Source organism: Streptomyces populi (genome assembly GCF_002911015.1).
GTDB lineage: Bacteria > Actinomycetota > Actinomycetes > Streptomycetales > Streptomycetaceae > Streptomyces > Streptomyces populi.
The window spans coordinates 60,367-69,757 of sequence record NZ_KZ626883.1; the positions used below are offsets into that span (position 1 = coordinate 60,367).

At 71.8% G+C, this 9,391-nt stretch carries 7 protein-coding genes; 3 read left to right on the forward strand and 4 right to left on the reverse strand.

Translation table 11 applies throughout. From position 1 onward, the window contains the following. Positions 1-8: 8 nt before the first annotated feature. Positions 9-1,517, forward strand: a complete 1,509-nt coding sequence (locus CW362_RS22620) for a hypothetical protein (RefSeq protein ID WP_103551345.1) — start codon at positions 9-11, stop codon at positions 1,515-1,517. Here the strand turns inward: CW362_RS22620 and CW362_RS22625 are convergent. After that, a complete protein-coding gene (locus tag CW362_RS22625) occupies positions 1,484-2,938 on the reverse strand; it encodes a hypothetical protein (protein ID WP_103551346.1) in 1,455 nt (484 codons plus the stop codon). The two genes, CW362_RS22620 and CW362_RS22625, sit on opposite strands and share 34 nt — an antisense overlap. A gap of 156 nt (positions 2,939-3,094) precedes the next feature. Here CW362_RS22625 and CW362_RS22630 point away from each other — a divergent pair, with 156 nt between their 5' ends. Beyond that, positions 3,095-4,024 (forward strand): oxidoreductase, encoded by a 930-nt coding sequence (locus CW362_RS22630; RefSeq protein ID WP_103551347.1) that lies wholly within the window; start codon positions 3,095-3,097, stop codon positions 4,022-4,024. Between the two features lie 47 nt (positions 4,025-4,071). Here the strand turns inward: CW362_RS22630 and nirD are convergent, their stop codons facing one another. The 3 genes from nirD to CW362_RS22645 are packed head-to-tail and all read right to left on the reverse strand — an operon-like array spanning position 4,072 to position 8,278. Continuing rightward, complete coding sequence (gene nirD / locus CW362_RS22635; protein WP_103551348.1) at positions 4,072-4,437, reverse strand: nitrite reductase small subunit NirD; 366 nt, start codon at positions 4,435-4,437, stop codon at positions 4,072-4,074. Further along, entirely contained in the window at positions 4,434-7,031 is a 2,598-nt protein-coding gene (nirB, locus tag CW362_RS22640) for a nitrite reductase large subunit NirB (protein WP_103551349.1), read from the reverse strand. The genes nirD and nirB overlap by 4 nt, the downstream gene beginning before the upstream one ends. Beyond that, a complete protein-coding gene (locus CW362_RS22645; RefSeq protein WP_103551357.1) occupies positions 7,031-8,278 on the reverse strand; it encodes an NAD(P)/FAD-dependent oxidoreductase in 1,248 nt (415 codons plus the stop codon). The genes nirB and CW362_RS22645 overlap by 1 nt, the downstream gene beginning before the upstream one ends. Before the next feature lie 263 nt (positions 8,279-8,541). Between CW362_RS22645 and CW362_RS22650 the strand changes: the two genes are divergently transcribed. Continuing rightward, a complete protein-coding gene (locus CW362_RS22650) occupies positions 8,542-9,324 on the forward strand; it encodes a sulfite exporter TauE/SafE family protein (protein ID WP_103551350.1) in 783 nt (260 codons plus the stop codon). Positions 9,325-9,391 lie beyond the last annotated feature (67 nt).

A 9,391-nucleotide genomic window follows, 5' to 3' on the forward strand; every position in this document is an offset into this window, starting at 1 on the left:
CTGGGATCATGAGGAACATCCGTCCCTGGGTCGTCGTCGAGCCGCCGGACAGCCGGGGGCTGCGGCGGGTCGTCGTGGGCGGAGAGACGGTGGGCCACGCCTGGTCGGCGGGCGGACTGCGGAAGATCCTCGGGCGCCTCGGCCACCCGGAGGACCTGGACCTGGAGGATCCGGTGGCCCTCTGCTGGCGCGGGGGCGACAGCGGGACGTGGCCCGACCGCCCGGGCAGACGGCACGCGGTCACCGTGCTCCTGGTGGCCGGGCTGCTCGCGTCCATGGCCCTCGGCGCGGTCGTCGGGTGGCCGGACGCCTTCGGGGCCCTGACCTTCGCGCAGCGGCTCAACGGGATCATGTTCGTCCTGTCGGGCGTCGTGCTGGGCGCGGCGGCCGTCGCGGCACTCGACTACGGGGGGAAACGGCAGTTCCGCGGCTCCGGGGCGATCGTCCTGCTCGGCGTGCTCATCGCGCTGGCCACCGACAGTCTGCTGCTGTTCATGTGGCTCGAGGAGACGGAGTTCACGCCCTTCGTGCCGGTCTTCACGCTCCTGTGGTGCTGGTCCCTGTGGGCCCTGTGCCTTCTCGTGCGCGACAGGTCGTGGAAGGAGGTCCCGCAGCCCAAGAGGTTCGCGGCCGGAGTGGTCGTCACCGCGCTCCTGACCGGCGTCAGCCTGGCGTACTCGACCATGTACCAGCCCGCGGCGGCCCCGATGCACCTCACCTTGAAGGCGGAATTCGGGAAGGCGCGGACGGACCGTTCGCTCGGATTCCTCCAGGTACCGCTGACGCTCTCCATGAAGAACACGGGCGGGATTCCGGTGTACATCCTGAACGACAGCTACAAGGTTTCCGGCAGAGGGGCTCTGTACTCCAAGAACCCTCCCGACAGGGACCTGACGCGGGAGTGGCGGGACAGCGCGGGACAGCGGGGCGAGGACTCGGGGGAATCGGAACTCTATGTCGGTCACCTCACGTACACCACGATCAGCAGCGGGCATTTCTACGGTCCCGGAAACCGGCTCGAGATCGGGGAGGAGTACACGCGCAAGCACGTGGTGCAGGTGCCCAAGGACGCCAAGTACGACATCCTGGGCGTCGATCTGACGATCTCGTACATGAGGAAGGACCGAGGGAAGATCGACGTGAGTGAGTTCAGAATTCCTCACTATTCGTGGGACAGGCACGACAAGCGGTACTACTGCCCTCCAGAAAGGGGATGCTTCCAGCAGATCTATTACCACGGGAGAGTGTGGCACAACGACAATCTCGTCAACCTGACGCGGAAACCGCGCTACGTGACGGCGTTCTGGTCCCCGGGGCGCATCCCCGATTCGCTGATTTCTCCGTACGATTTCAAAGGGGACACGGGCGGGGTGCAGAAGGAGAAGCGGGAGTGGGGAAGGTACGGGGCCGCGCAGGCGGACGTGAATTCCGAGGTGTCCCTCGCGGAACTGCTGGCTCCTCCCACCCCTCTGCTGCCGCCGGGCTACTCGAGCCAGGTCCCGACGCTGACCCCGTAGTCCTCGTCGAGGTATTCGGCGGTCGACTGGCAGTACGAAGCCCGCTGGCCGATGGTGGACCACAGGTCGTTCCTCGGGACGACCCTGGCGAGCTCGGTGATGAGCGGCGCGATCTTGATCGGTGCGTGGACGCTGTCGTTGTTCCGCAGCTCGGCGAGGACGTCGAGCAGGATGTTGCTCTTCTCCTTGCTCTTCCAGAAGTCCTTGACCCCTTGCGGGCGCCAGCTGCCGGGAACCAGGTCCTTCAGCTCCTCGGGGAGTTCGTTCCCGGCCGACGACGCGAAGATGGCGTTGGTGCAGATCTCGGCCGCCTTGCCGAGAGGGTCTTCCGGCTGCCCCTGGGCCGACGCCGCCTCCTCCTGCTTGTCGTTGATGCGGGCGGACCGGTCCCGCATGTCCTTCTCCGCCTCGGCCCGGTCCTTCGACGACGCCGCGGGATCGCTGGCCACCCGCAGCTTCTCGTTCTGCTCGTACACGATCCGGACTAGCTCGTTCCGGTTCTCCGGGGGCATCACCGCGGCGGCGCTCGCCGGTGACGTCTCCGGGGTGGCGGCGGCGTCGGCCTGCGCGACGCTCATCTGCTCCTCGAACCCGCGCAGCGAGGCCGTCTGGCGGCCCCCCGCGACCGCGTCGCTCAGCCCTTCCGAGATCGCCAGCAGCTGTCCCCGAAGCTCCTCCGGCGTCCGGTGGTCGCAGATCATGTCCAGCGCGGACGTCGTGTGCTTCATGATCACGAGGTCGGAGGACCGTGCCTCGGCCGGCACCTGCGCGTCGTGACCCGCCTTCAGCGCCGAGGACATCCGCTTCACGAGCGCGGTCAGCTCTTCCCGCAGTCGCGGAGGCGTGGCGTCGTCGCCGGTGGCCGTCAGTGCCGTGGTCAGGTGGCCGACGCTCTCGATGACCCCTTGTCTGTCCCGCAGCGATGTGCCGGGGGCCTTGACCGCTTCGAGCGTGGTGGCCAACTCGTCGACGGTCGGCACGAGTTCGCCGGGGACGTCGTCCTTCGTCCCGTTCAGGCGCGTCGCGGTGTCATCGAGCTGCTTCCTCTGCTGAGCGAGGGGGTCGGCGTCGCCCTGGCCCGTGCCGGCGGAACCCGGCGACTGTGACGACTGGTCAGGGGCCGTCGTGTTCTCCCGGTCCGACGAGGTGCCGCTCGGTGCGGAGGTTCCGCCGTCCGGCGTGGGCGTGCCGCTCGGTGCGGAGGTGGTGCCGTCGGGCGTGGGCGTGCCGCTCGGCGTCGATGCGGGGGGCGGGATGTCCGGCGGTGAGGGAGGCGGTGTCGTCTCGACCGCCGACGTCCCGCTCGCGCCGGAGGCCCGGAGGACTGCCGCGCTCGTCAGACCCGCGGGGAACACGAGCGTCACGGCCAGGAGGGATGCGTTGACGTTGTGGACGGCGCGCCGCCTGGAGGGTCTGGCCATGATGGCTCCAGATGCGCTTCGCGTGGTGCTTGCTTCATCCGTTGCGGGCCCGCATATCCACTGTTCACCCGGTCGGAGCGCCCCGCAAACGCGGGCGCCGGGCCCGGTGGCGCTCGTAGGCTGAGGCGGACGTCGAGGCAGCGGGAGGGGCGGGGCATGGGCGGCTGGAGCGCGAAGGACATACCCGGGCAGCGGGGACGGGTCGCCGTCGTCACCGGGGCCAACGGCGGGCTCGGTCTCGTCACCGCGCGCGAACTGGCGCGCCACGGGGCCCGGGTGGTGCTCGCCTGCCGCGGCGAGACGCGCGGCAGGGCGGCGGCCGACCGGATCGCCGCCGAAGTGCCCGGCGCCGAGGTGGAGTCCGCCCGTCTCGACCTCGGGGACCTCGCGTCCGTGAGGGAGTTCGCGGACTCCTTCCCGTACGACCGTCTCGACCTGCTCGTGAACAACGCGGGCGTCATGGCGCTGCCGTACGGGACGACGGCGGACGGGTTCGAGACGCAGTTCGGGGTCAATCACCTGGGGCACTTCGCGCTCACCGGGCTGCTGTTCCCGGTGATCGCGAAGACCCCGGGCGCGCGGATCGTCACCGTGTCGAGCATGCTGCACGTCATGGCCGACCTCGATCCCGGCGACCCCGGCGGCGAGAGGGGGACCTACCGCAGGTGGATCGCCTACGGCCGGTCCAAGACCGCCAATCTCCTGTTCACGCACGAGCTCGCGCGGCGGCTGTCCGCCGCCGGATCCGATGTCGTCGCGGCCGCGGCGCACCCCGGCTACGCCTCCACCGGTCTACAGACCGCCGGGCCCCGGCTGGAGGGGCGCAGGGGAGCCGAACGGCTGATGGAGATCGGCAACCGCGTCCTCGGCCAGAGCGCCGAGGCCGGGGCGCTGCCGACCCTGTACGCGGCCACCGCGCCCGGCGTGCGGCCCGACACCTTCGTCGGACCGTCCTTCGCGATGTGGCGCGGGGCGCCTTCGACGTCCTGGCGGGCCGGCCGCACCCGCGACGACACCAGGGCGGAACTGCTCTGGGCGGCCTCGGAGCGGCTGACGGGCGTCTCCTACGAGGGGCTCGAGGGCTGACGGGACCGGGTGGCCGGACCGGCTCGGCCCGGCCGGTCCGGACCGGCTCAGGCGGCCCGCACCTCGTACGTCGCCACCCGTACGTCCTCGTCGTCCAGGCACTGCCCGGACTCCAGGTCGAAGCGCTGCTTGAGCAGCGGGGAGGCCACGAACGGGCGCCCCTGGTGGGTGCCGGTCAGTCCGCGGGAGAGCACCGCCGCCCCGGTGAACGGATCACGGTTGTCGATGGCGTACGTGCGTCCCGCGCGGTCGGTGAACAGGGCGGCTTGGCGGCCGTCCGGGAGGAGGGCGGCGACGCCCCTCCCCGGGGTCAGCAGGGACAGCTCGCAGACCGTGAACCAGTCCTCCTCCTCCAGCAGGAGCTGGAGCGTGAGGGCCGTCGCCGGCCGGGTCGTCTCGGGCGCCAGGGTCATCGCTGGGCACTTCCTTCGAGGGGTCGGGTGCCGATGGTCAGCAGCGGCAGGTCGGGCTTGATCTGGTCGCGCTCGGGGACGAACCCGACGACCGGGTCCGGGGTGTCGGGGGCGTTCACGAAGGACACGAACCGGGAGAGCTTCTCCGGGTCGTTGATGGTCTCGGCCCACTCGTCCCGGTAGTTCGCGACGTGCGCGGTCATCAGCGACTCCAGTTCCTCGCAGATGCCGAGGGAGTCCTCCACGACGACCTCGCGGACGTGGTCCAGGCCGCCGGGGATCCGCTCCAGCCAGGTCGAGGTGCGCTCCAGGCGGTCCGCGGTGCGGATGTAGAACATCAGGAAGCGGTCGATGAGCCGGACCAGTTCGGCGTCGCTCAGATCCTGGGCCAGCAGGTCCGCGTGACGCGGGGTCGCGCCGCCGTTGCCGCCGACGTACAGGTTCCAGCCGTTGGAGGTGGCGATGACGCCGAAGTCCTTCGACTGGGCCTCCGCGCACTCGCGGGCGCAGCCGGAGACCGCCGACTTCAGCTTGTGCGGGGAGCGCAGACCCCGGTAGCGCAGCTCCAGGTCGATCGCCATCCGGACCGAGTCCTGCACGCCGTAGCGGCACCAGGTCTGTCCGACGCAGGACTTCACCGTCCGCAGCGACTTGCCGTAGGCGTGCCCGGACTCGAAGCCCGCGTCCACCAGCCGGGCCCAGATCAGCGGCAGTTGTTCCACCCGGGCGCCGAACAGGTCGATCCGCTGACCACCGGTGATCTTCGTGTAGAGCCCGAAGTCCCGTGCCACCTCGCCGATCACGATGAGCTTCTCGGGGGTGATCTCGCCGCCCGGGATGCGCGGCACGATCGAGTACGAGCCGTTCTTCTGGAGGTTGGCGAGGAAGTGGTCGTTGGTGTCCTGGAGCGCGGCCTGTTCGCCGTCCAGGACGTAGCCCTCGGCGCCGATCGTCGGGGCGAGGGAGGCGATGATCGAGCCGACGGCGGGCTTGCAGACCTCGCAGCCGTCACCGCCCCGGGCGCCCTCGCGGCCGTACCGGTCCAGCAGCGTCCGGTACGAGGTGATCCTGAGCGCCAGGACGATCTCGTACAGCTCCTCGCGGGTCCGGCCGAAGCAGCCGCACAGGCCCTTGTCGACCTCGACGCCGCTCGCCTCCAGCTCGGCGGTGACCAGCTGGCCGAGGACCTTGACGCAACTGCCGCAGCCCGTACCGGCCTTGGTGCACTTCTTGACCTCGGGGACCGTCGTGCAGGAGTGCTCGGTGACCGCGCCGCGGATCGTGCCCTTGGTGACGTTGTGGCAGGAGCAGATCACCGCCTCGTCCGGCAGCGCGGACGGGCCGAGCTGTACGGGGGCGCCCGCCCCCGCCGGCAGGACCAGCGACTCCGGCGAGACGGGCGGGACCGAGCCGGTGAAGGCCCGCAGGGTGCCGTACGCCTCCGCGTCGCCGACCAGGATGCCGCCGAGCAGCGTGCCGTCCCGGCCGATGACCAGCTTCTTGTACAGGCCCGCGCGGGAGTCGGAGTAGACGACGTCCAGGCAGTCCTCGGTGGTGCCGTGGGCGTCGCCGAAGGACGCCACGTCGACGCCCAGCAGCTTGAGCTTGGTGGACAGGTCCGCGCCCGTGAACGACTTCTCGTCCTCGGCGATGGTCGCCGCGGCCGTCTCCGCCTGCTCGTAGCCGGGCGCCACCAGGCCGTACACCCGGCCGTCCGCCGCCAGCGCGCACTCGCCGATCGCGAACACGTGCGGGTCGGCGACCGTACGGCACTGCTCGTCGACCGTGATGCCGCCGCGCTCGCCGACCGTGAGGCCGCAGTCCCGGGCCAGCTGGTCGCGGGGGCGGACACCGGCGGAGAACACCACCAGGTCGGCGGCGAGTTCGGAGCCGTCGGAGAGCTTCATCCCGGTGACCGCGCCGTCCTCGCCGACCACGATCTCCTGCGTGCCGACCCCCGTGTGGACGGCCAGGCCCATGTCCTCGATCGTGCGCAGCAGCGCGGCCCCGCCGCCCTCGTCGACCTGCACCGGCATCAGCCGGGGCGCGAACTCCACGATGTGGCTGGTGAGTCCGAGGCCCTTGAGCGCGCCCGCGGCCTCCAGGCCCAGCAGACCGCCGCCGACGACGGCTCCGGTCGTCGCCCGGGACCTCGCGTACTCCTCGATGGCGAGCAGGTCCTCGATCGTGCGGTAGACGAAACAGCCCTCGGCGTCCTTGCCGGGGACCGGCGGGACGAAGGGGTAGGAGCCGGTGGCCAGCACGAGGACGTCGTAGCCGACGACGAGACCGGAGCGGGCCGTCACCTCGCGCGCCTCGCGGTCGACCTTCTCCGCCGGGTCCCCGACGTACAGCTCGATTCCGTGTTCGCGGATGAACTCCATGTCGGTCAGGGAGAGGTCCTCGGGGGTCTTCCCGGAGAAGTACGAGGTGAGGGCGACGCGGTCGTAGGCGGGGCGCGGTTCCTCGCACAGCACGACCACGCGGTGCGTGGCGGTCAGGCCGCGTTCGGCGAGCGCCTCCAGGAAGCGCTGGCCGACCATGCCGTGGCCGACGAGCACGATCGTGGGGGTGGCCCCCGGGGTGGCAGTCATCAGGAGCCTCCGTCGTTGGTGAGCAGGTGGAGCAGGGGAGCGCCGTCCGCGGGGAGCGGCTCCGCTCCCTCCCAGGCGCGGGCGAGCGCGCCGACGGTGCCGAGTTCGCCGACGAGGACCCCGCCGACCAGGCGGTCGTCGCGGACGACGACCTTGCGGTAGGTGCCGCGGGTGGCGTCGGTGAGCTGGACGACGTCGTCGCCGGGGCGCGGTTCGGTCTCGCCGAACGCGGCCAGGTCGAAGGGGGCGAGGCCGGAGGGCGCGGGACCGGTGGGGTCGTTCCGGCCGGTCAGGGTGAGCCGGGTCAGGGAACGGGTTCCGGTGTAGCGGCCGTTCGCGTCGCCCGCGAGCAACTCGGCCAGGACGTCCGCCTGTTCGAGGGCGGGGGCGGCGAGGCCGTAGACCGTGCCGTCGTGCTGGGCGCAGTCGCCGACGGCGCGGATGTGCGGGTCGGACGTGCGCAGTTCGTCGTCGACCAGGACGCCCTTGTGGACGGCGAGCCCGGCCTCCTTGGCGAGGCCCGCCCGCGGACGCACCCCGCAGGCCAGGACCACCAGGTCGGCGTCGAGCGCGTAGCCGTCGGCCAGTTCCACCGAGCGGACCGCGCCGCCCAGGCAGCGCACGTCCCGCACCCGGCACTCGGTGTGCACCTCGACGCCGAGGTCCCTCAGGTGCCGCAGCACCAGCTTCGAGGCGTTCGGGTCGAGCTGGCGTTCCATGAGCCGCTCGGCCTGCTGGGCGAGGACCACCTGGGCTCCGCGCACGGCGAGCGCGCGGGCCGCGGAGACCCCGAGCAGACCGCCGCCGACGACGACCGCCCGCACCCCCGGCCGCACCGCCTTCGACAGCCCCAGGCAGTCGTCCATGGTGCGGAACGCGTGGACGCCCTCGGGAAGTTCGTGGTCCGGCGAGAACAGACCGCGCAGCGGCGGCAGCACCGGGTTGGAGCCGGTGGCCAGGACCAGCGTGTCGTACGCGATCTCCGTACCGTCCGCGCAGCGCACGGTCCGCGCGAGGCGGTCGATGCCGGCGACCCTGGCGCGGACCAGCTCCGGCGGGGCCGGGAGCGAGATCACCTCCGGCTCGTAGCGCCCGGCCAGCACCTCGGCGAGCAGCACCCGGTTGTAGGGCCGGTGCTCCTCCTCGCCGACGACCAGCGCGGACCCGCCGAGCTCGCCGAGCCGCCGGGCGAGACGGACGCCCGCGAGGCCGGCGCCGATCACCACCACACGCGTATTCGAGGTCATGACCACACCGTGCGGTGCCGGTGTTACCCGGTGGCATCACCTCTGTTTCCCGGGAGGAACGCTGCCCTCAGCGGGGGCGGGGCGGCGGTGTGAGGGTTCGGGCGGCGGGCCCCGGACCCGGCGGACGGGGCGTGACGGGGCCCGGCCCGACGGCCGTGGCGGGATCCCGGTCCCGGGGCGGCTCGGCGCGCGAACCTCTGGAACACCTCAAGCCTCCCGGGGTCCGTGCATCGCACATCCACCGGTCCCATAGGGTCGCGATCATGCCTGACATATCGCTGACCGTGATTCTCGTCCTCTGCGCCGCCTCCCTGGCGGCCGGCTGGGTCGACGCCGTGGTCGGCGGAGGCGGGCTGCTCCTGCTGCCCGCCATGCTGCTCGGGCTGCCCGCCGGCACCCCGGCGGCGTACGCGCTCGGCACGAACAAGGCGGTCGCGATCGTCGGCACCACGGGAGCCGCGGTGACGTACGCGCGCAAGACGCCCGTGGACGTGCGGCTGGCCGTGCGGATCGGCCTCGCGGCCCTCGCCGGTTCGACGGCGGGCGCGTTCGTCGCGGCCGGGCTGAGCACCGACGTGCTCAAGCCGGTCGTCATGGTCGTCCTGCTCGCCGTCGGCACCTTCGTGATCCTGCGTCCCGCCTTCGGCACGGCGCCGCCGGCCACCCCGGTCAGCGCGCGCCGCGTCCTCGCCGCGATCGGGCTCGCGGGCCTCGGCATCGGCTTCTACGACGGGCTCGTCGGTCCCGGCACGGGCACGTTCCTCGTGCTCGCCCTCACCGCGCTGCTCCACCTCGACCTGGTGACCGCCTCCGCCACCGCCAAGATCGTCAACTGCTGCACCAACGCGGGCGCCCTCGCGACCTTCGCCTGGAAGGGCACGGTGTTCTGGCAGCTGGCCGCCCTGATGGCCCTGTTCAATCTGGCGGGCGGCATGGTGGGGGCGCGGACCGCCCTCAAGCAGGGCAGCGGGTTCGTCCGGGCGGTGCTGCTGACGGTGGTGTTCGCGCTGGTGGCGAACCTGGCGTACCAGCAGTGGCTCGCCTGAGCCCGAGCCCGGGTCCGAGCCCCCGGACTACCGGCGGCTGCCGGTGAGGTGGGCGAAGACGACCACG

Coding starts and splice junctions, on each gene's coding strand:
- CW362_RS22620 (WP_103551345.1), top strand. CDS start 9: ATGAGGAACATCCGTCCCTGGGTCGTCGTCGAGCCGCCGGACAGCCGG.
- CW362_RS22625 (WP_103551346.1), bottom strand. CDS start 2,938: ATGGCCAGACCCTCCAGGCGGCGCGCCGTCCACAACGTCAACGCATCC.
- CW362_RS22630 (WP_103551347.1), top strand. CDS start 3,095: ATGGGCGGCTGGAGCGCGAAGGACATACCCGGGCAGCGGGGACGGGTC.
- nirD (WP_103551348.1), bottom strand. CDS start 4,437: ATGACCCTGGCGCCCGAGACGACCCGGCCGGCGACGGCCCTCACGCTC.
- nirB (WP_103551349.1), bottom strand. CDS start 7,031: ATGACTGCCACCCCGGGGGCCACCCCCACGATCGTGCTCGTCGGCCAC.
- CW362_RS22645 (WP_103551357.1), bottom strand. CDS start 8,278: ATGACCTCGAATACGCGTGTGGTGGTGATCGGCGCCGGCCTCGCGGGC.
- CW362_RS22650 (WP_103551350.1), top strand. CDS start 8,542: ATGCCTGACATATCGCTGACCGTGATTCTCGTCCTCTGCGCCGCCTCC.